This is a genomic window from Comamonas sp. Tr-654 (assembly GCF_011752915.1).
In the GTDB taxonomy this organism is placed as follows: domain Bacteria; phylum Pseudomonadota; class Gammaproteobacteria; order Burkholderiales; family Burkholderiaceae_C; genus Comamonas.
In genome coordinates this window covers 118,409-132,785 of the sequence record NZ_VWWQ01000006.1, presented here as the reverse complement: position 1 = coordinate 132,785, position 14,377 = coordinate 118,409, and the positions used below count along the sequence as shown (strand labels likewise).

Genomic DNA, 14,377 nt, shown 5'->3' with positions numbered 1-14,377 from the left:
CTGGCAGCTCATCTTTTTACAAGGCTAAAGGCGGGGCTCAGGCCTGACGTTGCTCGAAGTCCCGCATGTAGTCGACCAGCGCCTGCACGCCTTCGATGGGCATGGCGTTGTAGATGCTGGCGCGCATGCCGCCCACGGACTTGTGGCCCTTGAGCTGCAGCAGGCCGGCCTGTTTGGCGCCGGCCAGGAAGGCGTCGTTGCGCGATTCGTCGTTCAGGAAGAACGGGATGTTCATGCGCGAGCGGCAGTTCGCGGCCACCTTGTTCACATAGAACGAGGACTGGTCCACATAGTCATAGAACAGCTTGGCCTTGGCGATGTTGCGCGCTTCCATGGCTGCCACGCCGCTGAGGCCGCCTTCCGACTGGCGCTTGAGCCACTGGAAGGTCAGGCCGGCCATGTAGATGCCCCATGTGGGAGGCGTGTTGTACATGCTGCCGTTGTCGGCCACGGTTTTGTAATCAAACGCCGAGGGGCAGACGGGCAGGGCATGGCCCAGCAGGTCTTCGCGCACGATGACGATGGTCAGGCCCGCGGGGCCGATGTTCTTCTGCGCGCCGCCAAAGGCCAGGCCCACGCGGCTCCAGTCGATGGAGCGCGAGGCCACATGCGAGGAGAAGTCGATGACCAGGGGTGCATCCGAGCCCAGGGCCTGAAGGTCGGGCAGCTCGTGGAACTCCACGCCGTGAATGGTCTCGTTGCTGCAAATGTGCACGTAGCTGGCGCCGCGGCTCAGATTCCAGCTGCTGGCGGCGGGAATCGTGGTGTAGTCGCTGTCCTTGGCGCTGGCAGCCACGTTGGCATCGCTGGCGTACTTGGCGGCTTCCTTGGCCGATTTCTGGCTCCAGCTGCCGGTCACCACAAAGTCCACCACGCCGGCGCGCGACAGATTCATGGGCACGATGGCGTTTTCGGCAATGCCGCCGCCCTGCATGAACAGGATCTTGAAGTGGGCGGGAACGGCCAGCAGCTCGCGCAGATCGGCCTCGGCGGCTTCGTAGATGCTGATGAATTCCTTGCCGCGGTGGCTCATTTCCATCACCCCCATGCCGGAGCCGTGCCAGTCCAGCATTTCGGCGGCTGCGGTTTGCAGCACTTCTTCAGGGATGGCGGCGGGGCCTGCGGAGAAGTTAAAAGGGCGGTTCATCAGATTTACGCTCAAAACATGTGAAAGCGCTTGTCTAGCTTGCGCTTTCAGCTATCAAAACATTGGGCCACGGGCATGGATCATGCCCGTGGCGTCTGGTCCGTATCGGGGCAGCCCGGGGCTGGCCGATCAGGATGCGTCGCCGGACTCGGCAGCACCTTCGGCGGTGCTGCCGGAGTCTTCGGCTTCGCCGTCCTCGCCAGCATTGTCGTTCGCATCATTTTCGACGATGCGCTGTAGGCCGATGAGCTTGGCGCCTGCGTCCAGATTGATCAGCGTCACGCCTTGCGTGGCGCGGCCCAGCTCGCGGATTTCCGCAACCCGGGTACGCACCAGCACGCCGGTGTCGGTGATCAGCATGATCTCGTCCTCGGGCGCCACCAGGGTGGCAGCCACGACCTTGCCGTTGCGCTCGGACTGCTGGATTGCAATCATGCCCTTGGTGCCGCGGCCGTGGCGGGTGTATTCGCTGATGGCCGTGCGCTTGCCGTAGCCGTTTTCGGTGGCGGTCAGCACGCTTTGCGAACCCGCTACCACGTTGCCGGTGCCGTCGTCGGCCTCGGCGACCAGCATGGCGATCACGTTCTGATGCTCTTCGATGTTCATGCCGCGCACGCCGCGCGCATTGCGGCCCATGGGGCGCACATCGTTCTCGTCAAAGCGCACGGCCTTGCCGCCGTCGCTGAACAGCATCACGTCATGCTTGCCATCGGTCAGCGCTGCGCCGATCAGGTAGTCGCCTTCGTCCAGGCCCACGGCAATAATGCCGGCCTTGCGCGGGTTGCTGAACTCGGTCAGCGCGGTCTTCTTGACGGTGCCCATGCTGGTGGCCATGAAGACGTAGTGATCTTCGGGGAAGCTGCGGTTTTCGCCGGTCAGCGGCAGCACCACGTTGATCTTCTCGCCGTCCTGCAGCGGGAACATGTTGACGATGGGGCGACCACGCGAGCCGCGCGAGCCCGATGGCACTTCCCAGACCTTGAGCCAGTACATGCGGCCACGGTTGGAGAAGCACAGTAGATAGTCGTGCGTATTGGCAATGAAGAGCTGGTCGATCCAGTCGTCTTCCTTGGTGGCTGTGGCCTGCTTGCCGCGGCCGCCGCGCTTTTGTGAGCGGTACTCGGACAGGGGCTGGCTCTTGATGTAGCCGGTGTGCGAGAGCGTCACCACCATGTCGGTGGGCGTGATCAGGTCTTCGGTGGACAGGTCCTGCGCGCTGTACTCCACGGTGGAGCGGCGCTCGCCCTTCTTGGACTGACCGAACTCGGCCTTCACGGTGTTGAGCTCTTCGCCAATGATGATGGAGACGCGCTCGGGCTTGGCCAGGATGTCCAGCAGGTCTTCGATGACCGCCATGATGTCCTTGTACTCGGCCACGATCTTGTCCTGCTCCAGACCGGTCAGGCGTTGCAGACGCATCTGCAGAATTTCCTGGGCCTGGGTTTCGGACAGGCGGTACTGGCCGTTTTGCTGCATGCCGAATTCGACTTCCAGGCCCTCGGGGCGGTAGTCGTCGGCATTGACCACACCGCCGTCGGTGCGCGTGCGGGTGAGCATCTCGCGCACCAGCTTGCTGTCCCAGGATTTTTCCATCAGCGCGGCCTTGGCCACGGGAGGTGTGGGAGCGTTGCGGATGATGGCGATGAAGTCGTCGATATTGGCCAGTGCTACGGCCAGACCTTCCAGCACATGGCCGCGGTCGCGCGCCTTGCGCAGCTCGAACACGGTGCGGCGGGTCACCACTTCGCGGCGGTGCTCCAGGAAGACCTGGATCAGATCCTTCAGATTGCAGAGCTTGGGCTGGCCGTTGACCAGCGCCACCATGTTCATGCCGAAGGTGTCTTGCAGCTGGGTCAGCTTGTAGAGGTTGTTGAGCACCACCTCGGGCACTTCGCCGCGCTTCAATTCGATCACCAGGCGCATGCCGGACTTGTCCGACTCGTCCTGGATATGGCTGATGCCCTCGATCTTCTTTTCGTGCACCAGCTCGGCCATGCGCTCCTGCAGCGTCTTCTTGTTGACCTGGTAGGGCAGCTCGTCAACGATGATGGACTGGCGCTGGCCCTTGTCGATGTCCTCGAAGTGGCACTTGGCACGCATCACCACGCGGCCACGGCCCGTGCGGTAGCCTTCCTTGACGCCGTTGATGCCGTAGATGATGCCGGCCGTGGGGAAGTCCGGCGCGGGGATGATCTCCATCAGCTCGTCGATCGAGGCATCGGGGTTCTGCAGCAAATGCAGGCAGCCGTCCACCACCTCGTTGAGGTTGTGCGGCGGGATATTCGTGGCCATGCCCACGGCAATACCCGAGGAGCCGTTGACCAGCAGATTCGGCAGGCGGCTGGGCAGCACCAGTGGCTCGCTCTCGGAGCCGTCGTAGTTGGGGCCGAAGTCCACGGTCTCCTTGTCGATGTCGCCCAGCATTTCATGGGCGATCTTGGACAGGCGGATTTCGGTGTAACGCATGGCAGCGGCGCTGTCGCCGTCCACCGAGCCGAAGTTGCCCTGACCGTCGACCAGCATGTGGCGCAGCGAGAAGTCCTGCGCCATGCGCACGATGGTGTCGTAGACCGCGCTGTCGCCGTGAGGGTGGTACTTACCGATGACGTCACCGACGATACGCGCCGACTTCTTATAGGGGCGGTTCCAGTCGTTATTGAGTTCGTGCATGGCGTACAGTACGCGGCGATGCACGGGCTTGAGGCCATCACGCGCATCAGGAAGCGCCCGGCCCACGATCACGCTCATGGCGTAATCGAGATAACTGCGACGCATCTCCTCTTCAAGGCTGATGGGCAGAGTTTCTTTAGCAAACTGGGTCATGTCTAGTGATACTTTGACGGCTGGAAAACAGCCATTTTAGGTCGAATGGCGTGTGGCAGCAGAGCAACATAACTGAGGAATTACATAGCTGTCCTACTTGTTGGTGCCTAGTTGACAACACTCTTGCATGTTACGTATGGCACAATCATTTCAACGTTTTTGGTGATGGTCACTGATGACGTCCACAGATTCGCAGCCCTGCTGCGGCTTTTTCCCCAAGAGGAGAACCATGAAGAAACTGAACAAAGTGGCGATGTTGTTTGCCTCTGCTGCCCTCGTGACAGCCGCTGGCGCACAAGTGAAGGCTGCTGACGGTGGCAAGACTATCGACAACTGGCAAAACGGCACCAGCGAACTGGTGTGGAAGAACGGCACGAACGAACTGTGCTGGCGCGATGCCAACTGGACTCCTGCTACTGCCGCTGTTGATTGCGACGGTGCTCTGAAGGCCCAGGTCACTGCAGCTCCTGCTCCAGCCGTTGTGCCTCCCGCTCCTGTGGCTCCCCAGCCTGCAGTGGCATCCAAGGTTACTTACTCTGCTGACGCTTTCTTCGACTTCGACAAGTCCGTGCTGAAGCCCGCAGGCAAGGCCAAGCTGGATGACCTGACCGGCAAGATCAAGGACATCAACCTGGAAGTCATCATCGCCGTGGGTCACACCGACTCCATCGGTTCCGATGCTTACAACCAGAAGCTGTCGGTGCGTCGCGCTGAAGCTGTGAAGGCTTACCTGGTGTCCAAGGGCATCGAAAAGAGCCGCGTGTACACCGAAGGCAAGGGCAAGAAGCAACCCGTGGCAAGCAACGCCACTGCTGCTGGTCGCGCTCAAAACCGTCGCGTGGAAATCGAAGTTGTGGGCACCAAGGCTGCTCAGTAATCTTTCGATTGCTACACAAAAAGCCCCGGCAACGGGGCTTTTTTTATGCCCGATCGATCATGGTAATCGCGGACAATGGCGGCATGAGCAACACTATCAATGCCGACCCGGCAGAACTGGAAAAATTCTCCAGCCTGGCCCATCGCTGGTGGGATCCCGAGAGTGAATTCAAGCCACTGCATCAGATCAACCCCCTGAGACTGGAATGGATCGACGCCCAGGCGCCCCTGGCGAACCAGCGTGTGCTGGATGTGGGTTGCGGCGGAGGCATTTTGGCGGACTCCATGGCGCGCAAAGGGGCCAAGGTGGTGGGTATCGACCTGGCAACCAAGGCTTTGCGCGTGGCGCAGTTGCACGCTCTGGAAACGGGGACGCCCAATATTCAATATCATGAGGTCAGCGTTGAGCAGCTGGCGCAGGAGCAGCCTGCCAGCTTTGATGTGGTGACCTGCATGGAAATGCTGGAGCATGTGCCCGATCCCGCATCCATCGTGCGGGCCTGCGCCCAGCTAGTCAAGCCTGGTGGCTGGGTGTTCTTTTCCACCATCAACCGCAATGCCAAGGCATTTGCGCTGGCGATCGTGGCAGCCGAATACATGCTCAAGATGATCCCCAAGGGTACGCATGAATACGCCAAGCTGCTGCGCCCCAGCGAGCTGGCTCGCTTTGCACGAGAAGCAGGCCTGGATGCCCAAGGCAGCAAGGGCATGGAGCACAACCCGATCTCGGGGCGCTACTGGCTGAGCAATGACACCTCGGTCAATTACATGCTGGCAACACGCCGCCCTCAGGAGTGACAGTCATGTGGAAACATGTGAGAGCCGTTCTTTTTGATCTGGATGGCACCTTGATCGACAGCGCTCCCGATCTGGGGGCTGCCGCAGACAAAATGCGCGTGGATCGCGGAATGCCCTCGCTGCCGCTCAATGCCTACCGCCATATGGCCGGAGCCGGCGCACGCGGAATGTTGGGCATTGCGTTTGGCATGACGCCAGAGTCTGTAGGCTTTGCGGAAATGCGCGAGGAGTTCTTTCGCAATTACGAGCAATGCATGACCGAGCGCACCTATGCTTTTGAGGGTGTACCGGAGCTGATCCAGGCATTGGAGGCTGGCCCATTGCTGTGGGGGGTGGTGACCAACAAGTCCATGCGCTTCACCGACCCGTTGACGCGTCAGATGCCATTGTTTGCTCAGGCTGCGGCCGTGGTGAGCGGGGACACGACACCGCATTCCAAGCCCCACCCCGAGCCCTTGTTTGAAGCCGCGCGACGCATGCAGATTGCTCCCGAGCATTGCATATATGTTGGAGATGATGAGCGCGATATCCAGGCGGGTGCTGCAGCGGGTATGAAGACGGTGGCAGCACGCTATGGCTACCTGGGTACAACGGCAGATACGGCTCATTGGGGGGCGGATGCCCACATCAATTCACCGCTTGAGCTGTTGAAGTTGCTGGGATGCGGCTAGAATAGGCGACTAAGGGGCTGTCCTGGTTTCGACGTGGGTTCGGGACCGGTGCGGTGCATGTCGAGCTTGAGTGATGCTCGTAAATCTCCATTCAAAAAACTAACTGCAAACGACGAACGTTTCGCACTCGCCGCTTAATCCGGTGAGCCTTGCAACAGCACGCTAGTGGGCTGGGCAAGGGGGTAGCAATACCTCCCGGCTGCAAGGGAATTTACATTAGCTGGCTGGATACCGGGCTTCTTGGTATTTGGCGAGATTTAAGGAAGCTGGCTACCCAGACAGCGTGTGCCTGCGGGGTTTGGGTGGCGAGATTCAAAACAGAGCACTAAACATGTAGATCTGTCCGGCGAAGGCTTACGGACGCGGGTTCAATTCCCGCCAGCTCCACCATCCACCCGTACAAAGGGGTTCAATGAGGTTCATTGGACCCCTTTTTCTTTTGGTAAATCAATGACTTATCGTCTTTTTGTGTCTTAAGTGATTTCACTGCTGCCAATGCATACATGGGGAACAGTTGGGGGAACACATGGGGGTAATGGTAAATTTACCCACTATTGTTCCCCCTGTCCCTCTGGGGAAGGGCTTTTTGAGAGGATTTGTTCCCCCTATGTTGACTGATGCACAGTGCCGAAACGCAGTCTGTTCCCCCGGTGCCAAGCGAGAGCGTTTTTCCGACGCAGGTGGCCTGTATCTTGAGGTCAGTCCTGCAGGGTCTCGGCGCTGGTTCTGGAAGTATCGAAAAGACGGCAAAGAGAGGCGTCTGGCGCTTGGCAGCTATCCGGAGGTCGGCTTGACGGCTGCTCGGAAAGCCAGAGATGTTGCTCGGCTGCAGAAGTCAGAAGGCGTTGATCCCGTCAAGGCACGCAAGCTGGAAAAATTGATCAACCCAACTGGGGTTGCTGACACTTTCAAGGCTGTAGCACTGGAGTGGTATGGCAAACAGGTGTCACGTTGGAGTCTTGGTCATGCAGAACGGATGCATCGTCAGCTAGAGCGTGATTTGTTTCCGTATATCGGTGAGCGGGAAATGACGCAGATCCAGCCCATGGAGTTGTTGTCAGTGCTGCAGAAAGTGGAAGCGCGTGGGGCGGTGGAGACCGCTGACCGTGCACTAATGCTGGCGCGGCAGGTCTGGCGTTATTGGTTGCCTACAGCCAGCAATACACAGCGTGACATCACCGAGGGTCTGAAGGCTCGTTTGACTCCATATCGAGGCAAGAAATTCCCTGCCATTGTGGAGCCCGAGCGTTTTGGAGAGCTTCTGAGGGCCATGCACGCATACAAAGGCGGTCCTTTTGTGCGCACTGCACTATTGCTTTCCCCATTGCTTTACCAGCGTCCTGGCAACCTTCGGACGATGGAGTGGGTTGAGTTGGACCTGGATGCTGCACTTTGGACTATCCCTAGCGCCAAGATGAAGCGCACGGTGCAGGAAAAGGAAAATGGTGAGCCGCACGTTGTGCCATTGCCCAAGCAAGCGGTGACGATGCTTCGCGAACTGCTGCCGCTCAGTGGCCGCGGGCAATATGTCTTCCCTAGCCAACGGGACCACGATCGTCCTATGTCGGATAACTCGGTGCGCACAGCTTTATATAGCCTAGGGTTTGGCGAAGAACAAAGCTGGCACGGCTTTCGGGCGAGTGCCAGAACCATGCTGGTTGATCAGCTTGACCTCGATCCACTGGCTATTGAGGCCAATCTGGCGCACGCTGTCAAGGATGCCAACGGACGTAGTTACAACCGGACGAAGTACTTGGCAAAGCGCTTCGATCAGGTTCAGCAGTGGGCTGACTACCTGGATTGTCTGCGGGCTGGCGGTACCGTGATCGAGCTGCAAAAGTGTGTAGGCTAATCGATGTGCAATGCATCGAGCTTTGGCTGCTCGAAAGAGCGGAAATCCGTGATCAGTAGTGTCTCTGGGGTTGCCTGGTCTGACTGCCGACCCTCGCAGGTCTAAGCCTGCTTTGCAGCGATTGCTGCCGTCCATGGCCTCCTCGCGAGCGTTCGGTTGCAACCACATAGCGGTTATCCGAGCGCCAAGGAGCAAGCCAGCCCTGCGACGGCTTTCAGGTGAGCAGCCGACGCTGGTCATCAGTACCCCCACCAAGGGGCTGCTAGATGTCCGCTATCGCGTGCACGGATAGGCGCTGCCGACCCGTTGCAGCCATTCAAGCTGCGCCGACCAGTGACTGCTTAGCAGCGATTTCTGTCGTTTATCGAGATAGCACCTAGCTTCCGGTTTCCGCTCCAAAGCAGTCATCAAGGCACTGATGCTGACGGTAGAGCTGTGACTGCTTTGGAATAAAGCTCCCAGAGTGGTCGCTACCGTCGGCAGAACTAGCCCGAAGGTCTCCTATCGTGGCGAATGAGTTGGAGCTGTCGACCCATAGCCGCTAGAGCAGCGGCTATGGTCACAGGTTTCCCAAAGCGCTGGGCGACGATCAGCCCAAGTGACTTTGGGCTCATATGTCAGCCTTGTAACTGTTACAGTTCGTAAAGCGCGCATCGCAATTCAGACTAGGTCGTGAAGGAGTGCTGTTGGAGTTCTATCCATCAAAAGCTAGGGTTAATCGTGCAACGTGCAAATCTGTATCTAACGCTCCAAGTACATCTTGGTGATATATCAAGGGCTGTTCCTTGAAGACTCATAGCTACTACTGTATTGCCGAAGACAGTCTGGCTGTCTATCTTCCTGTGCGCTGTTATGAGCTAACGTTAAAGCATCGTCTGCTGGAGCAACTGGGAAGTTTCTCCCATTTGCTGCTGGATGCGCTGACGTTGTTACCCGAGCAAGGGGTAGCGTGGGTGCTTGAGGTGACTGGGCTGAGCCCACAACAGTTGCAGCCCATCCTCAATCGCATGGAGGGGCTTGGCTTGATCAAAGAGGGTCAGCTGACCCGACGGGGTGAGATGCTCACCCGCTGGAAACGTCTGCTGCATGGTCAGAGACGCGATGTTTGGCTGGATGGTCAGCACAACAGCCATGATTTCTGCGGGGATGCATCGTTAGAGATTGCAGCGCTGCATGAAGCGGAGGAAGCGTTTGTCATCCGGCGCTGGCAGCGCAACACAGGCAAGCCAAGAGCCTGGTCCTGCCAGGACTGGAATGAAGATTGCGAACGCCAGAAAACACGCATCATGCGCGTTCCCACAGAGTATCTGGGCGCAGTTTTTGATACTTTCTATGACTGTTTTGGTGACTCGGGCTTCAATGTGAATGAGTGGGAACTCAGTGTCCGGTATGTGCCGCAAGAAAACGTGGAGATGGCCGCGCTCAAGGTGCCGCTGGACGTGGCAGATCTGCAGCCTGGCGGCACTTCTGAATACGCGCTGGTCAGCCCGGTAATTTGTCTGGATACCCACTATTGCCTGCCCGATGGTGCTCCAGCCGAATTGAAGGTGCACCAGCCAGAAAATCAACGACATATCGTGAGCTTTAGCAGTGCCGTCGTTGTCCCTCAGCATTTACTCGACGAACCGACCAGTACTTGGTGTTGGCCCGAGGTGGGGGCTGTTGACCGTCAGCAAGCGGCTGAACACTTGTTTCAAAACCTGGCAGTTTCAACACCTGTCGAAGGTGAGGCGCTCTTCAATCGCCAGCATAGCCTAGTGGAACGTTGGCAGGGCTTCGGCATCGATTGGGCCGTAGTAGCAGAGCGTTTGCAAGACATCGAGGGCATTCATCCGATCCGGGGGGCGTGATGAGAGCGATCGACATATTTGCCAATATTGCAGGCCAGACGCTGGAAGATGGTCACATCCAGAAATATGGTGCCATCTTGCTCAGAAGTGGGGTGAAAGGGCTGGCTAAGGTCCACCCGGCCGTCGTGTGGGTAGATGCTGGCGTGGCTGTCATTGAGGCCGCCGGTGCTTACTTTCACTACTGCGCAGCCACTGAGATCACAGAACAACTGCGTCAATACAACCAGATGCTGGAGACGACCCTGGCCCACGAATTGCGGATAGGGGCGCTCGACCTCAAAGCGTTGTGCAAGGAACGAAAAGGACGCCAGGCACGCATAGAGCGCGCTCTGGCTGCCAACCGGGGGCAGCTACAGCTCACGCAAAAGAAAATCCGTAAGCAACTGGATGTATTGAGGCACATGCACGGCTTGCTGCAAGAGCAGCGCTTGCAGTCAGGAAATTTCCAGGCACTGATAGGCCTGCAAGTCTGCCTGGACAGCTGCGTGGATGCCACTTTGTCACTACTGCTGAATTTGGATGGAGAACCAAGATGAAAGAACCGACGAAATCCCCGGCGAAAAAATCGACAGCTAAGAAGCCTACACGGGACAATCCGCAGCGTACGCAGAAGGTCGGCTCTGGTTTCACTGTGGGCCAGGCATTGGAGTTGGCGAACACTTCAGTGGACACCATGAAGGCGTACACAGAGTACAAAAAAGAGGTCGAGGTGACCAAGCGCGCCTTGATTGAAGGGCAGAAAGCCATCACTCTGGGTGAACAGGAACTGGAAAAGGCTCGCCTGACACATATCGCACGTCTGAACGAGTTAGACAACGCCGACAGAAGCGACCTCCGCAGCCATGAAGAAGCCATGGCAGAACTGTCTCATAAGGAGCGTAAGCTGGATACCAATGCTTCTCTGCAGGAGCGTGTGCTGGCACAGTTGGAGGCCCAGCAGATCACGGCTGAGGAAGCAGCGCTTTTGCTGTACGGAGCACAAGAGTAAATCGAGTCATCCATGGCTATCCCTTTTGTTCTAGCTGCGGGGGTCGCAGTGCTAGTCAGTGCCAAGGTTGTCAGTTGGATTTACAACGTCAAGACTGAGGAAGAGCAGAACAAGCAGCGCCACGAAAGAAAGCGCTCGGAAGAGATCCGTGCGCGCGCCGATGCTGCCAGACAGCAGCAAGCGGCAGAGCGCCTGAAGCTATTGAGACGGATGGGGAGGGAACACGCACAGTTCTTGCGCGAATCCATTCATGGCTGTCGCCTTGCTGTGGCGGATGTGCCTGACGAGCTGATAAAGCTGGAAAGAATGATCGGCGAGGAGGTGGTTGATAAGACCTCCAGTCCATACCGCAAGTCTGCGCTGCGCCGTGAATATGCACGTATCGAAGATGCTATTGTGCGCATGCGTGAATATCAACGGTACCTTGACCATCTGCAAGCACGCATACAGTCTTTGCTACAGGATGAGGCTTTCGAAGACCTGCTGCATTTGGATGCCGCAGAGCCTTTACTACCTCTGGACTGGCTGTATCCGGGCAAGCTAGTGTTGGTGTCCATGGACGAGTTAGGTCAGCCGCTACCGCGCTTCCAGCACCGCATTTCTTTCGGTCAGGATGATAGTGCCCAGAAAGCACTGGCCTTGAGCTATGGAGATGACATTCCAGTTCTCATCAAGTCCGTCCATAAACACTATGAAAAACTTTTCTATGGCTGTGTGGCTAGAGGAGCGGTTTACTACAACCACATCATGCAGGGCGAGCCCATTGCGTTTGTGGTTGAACGCATTCTTCGGAATAACGCTATAGGAACCCTCTGTGAGGGCATGGTGCGCGCTTGCCTGCCAATGTCACAACTGAAGCACCCGGGCGTACGATTGCTACCCGGCCAAAAGATATTTGTATACCCAACTGCCTATGACTTGTGCTTGAGCAAAAATCCCTTTGATGAGAGAAGCCGTGCCATCGAGGTGAGTGAGTTCAACTACCAGGCTCGAGGGGCTCAGAGCTACCAACAGCTTTATCTGGAGGTGGATGAGCACTTGCTCAAGGAGGTCTCTGACCAAGGCTTTTACGACGTCGAAGAACATTGGACGCTTCTGAGTTACAGCAGTACAACAGGAGAGATTTCCTTGGCCAAGGCCTCGGTACAACTCGATTGCGTAGTACGTAAGGACGGAGAAGTGCTCGAAGTTCGTAAGCTCACACAAACAGGTGGCTTATTGATTGGCCTAGATACGCCTTTTCGCTTCACAATTATTGCGCAGCGCCTAGCAAAGGCGGAGAAGGTAGGCTGGGCCTATGGGGTGCACGAGTTCTTGAGATTTTGTGCCCAATCTGCGCTAGACCTGAATGAATCTACGGAGCGTATGGCGCAGAGCCGCTTTTACCAGCGGTGGGAGCAGGTCATTGCCTACCAGCGTAGCCGCGAGGAAGGCGTATCGCTGGAGTTTCCTCTAGAACTCACGCGCCGAGAGGAGAACGCTCTGACCCTGCACCGCGGGCGATTCCCGTCACAAGATCAGGAGCAGTTTGACATTGTGTTCGACAAGTTGGGTGAGGTCTTGTCTGAGAAAAATACCCTAAATCCTGATTACTGCGTTCGCTTGCAGCGCTGGGATGAACAGCGAAGTGAATATATTCCGGCCATGCGTTTTGAGCGCCGTAGTCGGCCACTGTATGTCCGCCAAAAAGACAGCATTAGCATTGACGGTAACTTCTTGCTGCCTGATAACGAAGCAGCAATGTTGCGTCTGTCGATCAACATACCGAGCGCCTCACTCAAGCGGCAGAGCCAAGCGCTTGAAGACTTTTTCCAGGATCGCTTGGTCAATCCTGCATTGAAGAACATACTACTGTCACCAGAGCACTATCTGCCGGAGCAAGACGCGCGCCTGACGCCTGTCTCATGGTCTGGCGCCTTGGATAACAGCCAAAAGCGCGTGGTTGAACTGGCGCTCAGGGAGCGGAATATTGCGCTCATTCAAGGGCCACCAGGTGCAGGCAAAACCACGGCCATTGTGGAAATTCTCTACCAACTGTTTCGCCAGTGGCCCTATCGCCGTGTACTGGTGGTTTCTCAGCAGAACACGGCTGTAGACAATGCACTGGGCAAGTTTCTGGAGAAGCACAGTCACAGTCTAGAGCAGCCCATTCAGGCGATTCGCATTGGCAATACGGAAAAGATGAGTCCTGCCATTCAGCCCCTTGGCTTTGACCAGCAGCACGCTAGCTTTCTCGCAGGACTTGAGGCACGGGCGATCAACGCGGCTGTGCGTCTGCCTGAAGCAGAAAGCAATCTTTGCCATGTCTGGTGCGCGACGCTCAAGCAAGCAATGCAGTCTCGTAGTGGGCAGGAAGAATTTTTCATCACCCTGCTAGGCGATCGTAATGTGGTGGGTGCCACCTGTGTAGGTCTGGCCACCAACAAGGGCGGCATTGACCAGTTGCAGTTTGATGTAGCCATCATTGATGAGGCAGGGCGAGCCACGGTCCCGGAAATCCTCATTCCCATCTTGCGCTCCAAGAAGGTTATCCTAGTTGGCGACCACCACCAGTTGCCACCGAGCATTGCGCCTTTGCTGCGTGATGACGATGCCACCCAGGCGCTAAGTTTCCTACGAGACAATTTCCTCAGTGGAAGCTTTTTTGAGCTGATGTTTGAGCGCTTGCCGGAGGTGTGTCGGGAGGTTCTTGACAAGCAGTACCGTATGGCACCTGTCATTGGCAATCTGGTTGCGAATCTCTTCTACAGTCGCCGTGGGCAGCGAATGCTTTTCAACGGCCATCCAGACAGCCACTTTGAACCCAACTATCTGCTAAAGCAAAGTATCTATTGGGTGGATGTAAAGGGGCGGCAGCAACAACCCCATCACAGTATGAGTAAAGAAAATGTCTGTGAAGCTAGCGCCATCACAGACTTTCTGGCGGATCTGGCCGAAAGAGTGCATCGTCCCATCTCGGTAGCGGTCATTACGCCTTACAGCGCCCAGAAAGAGCGCGTACGGAAGCAGCTTCGCGACCTTGGCTGGCAGGATGGGCAACTGGGTTTGCTGCGTATTGAAGTCGATACTGTGGATGCTTTTCAGGGCAGTGAGGCTGATGTTGTTTGCTACTCTACTGTGCGCACGGAAGGTAGTCTCAACTTCATTCTTGATCGCAAGCGTCTGAATGTTGCCTGCTCGAGAGCGAAGCTGCACCTCCTGTTCTTTGGCGACATCCACTATTTGCGGAACTGGCGTGCAAAGAAGAAAGAGGGTGTCAACCTCTTCTCAGAGATCATGAAATACGCTAGCACTGAGCCTGTGGTGTTTAGGGAAGAAGACCCTTCGAGGTCGGAAAACTTTGCTTCTGCAGATTCTGTGTGAAAGCTAGGC

The 14,377-nt window shown here is 57.0% G+C and carries 10 protein-coding genes and 1 other RNA gene; 9 read left to right on the top strand and 2 right to left on the bottom strand.

Annotated elements, in window-relative coordinates:
• Window positions 1–37: 37 nt before the first annotated feature.
• On the bottom strand, window positions 38–1,147 hold the full coding sequence (gene serC, locus F3J24_RS18615; RefSeq protein ID WP_167009580.1) for a 3-phosphoserine/phosphohydroxythreonine transaminase: 1,110 nt from the start codon (window positions 1,145–1,147) through the stop codon (window positions 38–40).
• Window positions 1,148–1,276: 129 nt separating this feature from the next.
• Entirely contained in the window at window positions 1,277–3,970 is a 2,694-nt protein-coding gene (gene gyrA, locus F3J24_RS18610; RefSeq protein WP_167009578.1) for a DNA gyrase subunit A, read from the bottom strand.
• A 229-nt stretch (window positions 3,971–4,199) separates the two neighbouring features.
• On the opposite strand from gyrA, the gene ompA reads away from it, so the two are divergent.
• From ompA to F3J24_RS18565, 9 genes are all read left to right on the top strand, one after another.
• A complete protein-coding gene (ompA, locus tag F3J24_RS18605) occupies window positions 4,200–4,847 on the top strand; it encodes an outer membrane protein OmpA (protein ID WP_003057138.1) in 648 nt (215 codons plus the stop codon).
• 83 nt (window positions 4,848–4,930) lie between these two features.
• Window positions 4,931–5,644, top strand: coding sequence for a bifunctional 2-polyprenyl-6-hydroxyphenol methylase/3-demethylubiquinol 3-O-methyltransferase UbiG (gene ubiG / locus F3J24_RS18600; protein WP_167009576.1), 714 nt, complete (start codon window positions 4,931–4,933; stop codon window positions 5,642–5,644).
• A gap of 5 nt (window positions 5,645–5,649) precedes the next feature.
• A complete protein-coding gene (locus F3J24_RS18595; RefSeq protein ID WP_167009574.1) occupies window positions 5,650–6,315 on the top strand; it encodes an HAD-IA family hydrolase in 666 nt (221 codons plus the stop codon).
• 13 nt (window positions 6,316–6,328) lie between these two features.
• Window positions 6,329–6,705: a transfer-messenger RNA gene (gene ssrA / locus F3J24_RS18590) on the top strand.
• Between the two features lie 217 nt (window positions 6,706–6,922).
• A complete protein-coding gene (locus F3J24_RS18585; RefSeq protein WP_167009572.1) occupies window positions 6,923–8,167 on the top strand; it encodes an integrase arm-type DNA-binding domain-containing protein in 1,245 nt (414 codons plus the stop codon).
• A gap of 785 nt (window positions 8,168–8,952) precedes the next feature.
• A complete protein-coding gene (locus F3J24_RS18580; protein ID WP_167009570.1) occupies window positions 8,953–10,017 on the top strand; it encodes a hypothetical protein in 1,065 nt (354 codons plus the stop codon).
• On the top strand, window positions 10,017–10,553 hold the full coding sequence (locus tag F3J24_RS18575; protein ID WP_167009568.1) for a hypothetical protein: 537 nt from the start codon (window positions 10,017–10,019) through the stop codon (window positions 10,551–10,553). The genes F3J24_RS18580 and F3J24_RS18575 overlap by 1 nt, the downstream gene beginning before the upstream one ends.
• Window positions 10,550–11,005 carry a hypothetical protein gene (locus F3J24_RS18570; protein WP_167009566.1) on the top strand — a complete coding sequence of 152 codons (456 nt, stop codon included), beginning with the start codon at window positions 10,550–10,552 and terminating at the stop codon, window positions 11,003–11,005. The genes F3J24_RS18575 and F3J24_RS18570 overlap by 4 nt, the downstream gene beginning before the upstream one ends.
• A gap of 12 nt (window positions 11,006–11,017) precedes the next feature.
• Window positions 11,018–14,368: a DEAD/DEAH box helicase gene (locus F3J24_RS18565; RefSeq protein WP_167009564.1), complete on the top strand. Its 3,351-nt coding sequence runs from the start codon at window positions 11,018–11,020 to the stop codon at window positions 14,366–14,368.
• Window positions 14,369–14,377: the final 9 nt, after the last annotated feature.

Excerpts from the sequence above, each read along its gene's own strand:
- F3J24_RS18565 (WP_167009564.1), top strand. The coding sequence starts at position 11,018 with ATGGCTATCCCTTTTGTTCTAGCTGCGGGGGTCGCAGTGCTAGTCAGT.
- gyrA (WP_167009578.1), bottom strand. The coding sequence starts at position 3,970 with ATGACCCAGTTTGCTAAAGAAACTCTGCCCATCAGCCTTGAAGAGGAG.
- ubiG (WP_167009576.1), top strand. The coding sequence starts at position 4,931 with ATGAGCAACACTATCAATGCCGACCCGGCAGAACTGGAAAAATTCTCC.
- F3J24_RS18585 (WP_167009572.1), top strand. The coding sequence starts at position 6,923 with ATGTTGACTGATGCACAGTGCCGAAACGCAGTCTGTTCCCCCGGTGCC.
- F3J24_RS18575 (WP_167009568.1), top strand. The coding sequence starts at position 10,017 with ATGAGAGCGATCGACATATTTGCCAATATTGCAGGCCAGACGCTGGAA.
- F3J24_RS18570 (WP_167009566.1), top strand. The coding sequence starts at position 10,550 with ATGAAAGAACCGACGAAATCCCCGGCGAAAAAATCGACAGCTAAGAAG.
- F3J24_RS18595 (WP_167009574.1), top strand. The coding sequence starts at position 5,650 with ATGTGGAAACATGTGAGAGCCGTTCTTTTTGATCTGGATGGCACCTTG.
- serC (WP_167009580.1), bottom strand. The coding sequence starts at position 1,147 with ATGAACCGCCCTTTTAACTTCTCCGCAGGCCCCGCCGCCATCCCTGAA.
- ompA (WP_003057138.1), top strand. The coding sequence starts at position 4,200 with ATGAAGAAACTGAACAAAGTGGCGATGTTGTTTGCCTCTGCTGCCCTC.